The 223-nt window shown below is 67.7% G+C and carries 1 pseudogene; it reads right to left on the bottom strand.

The annotated features are described in order from the left end of the window. A pseudogene (locus AC2CJA_RS27555) lies at positions 1-223 on the bottom strand (IS5/IS1182 family transposase); the annotation flags it as partial.

Here is a 223-nt window from a genome sequence, read left to right as displayed (position 1 = left end):
AACGCCTTGTGTTTCTGGCTGAACCACAGGTCGTTGCCGTTGTCGCGGACACCGGCCAGGCGGTCCGTCTCGATGAGTGTGCCGTCGAGGATGACGTGACTCATGCCGTCGCGCCGGCAGCGGTGAAGGACCTCGTGCAGGTCCGGGGCCTGTTCGGCCAGGACGTCGATGCCTTCGTGCGGGTATCGGTAGCCGGTGGCCTGGGAGACGCCCGCGTCGCGGG

This window comes from Streptomyces sp. ATLC9, from assembly GCF_057196705.1.
This window is presented reverse-complemented; position numbering and strand designations above follow the sequence as displayed.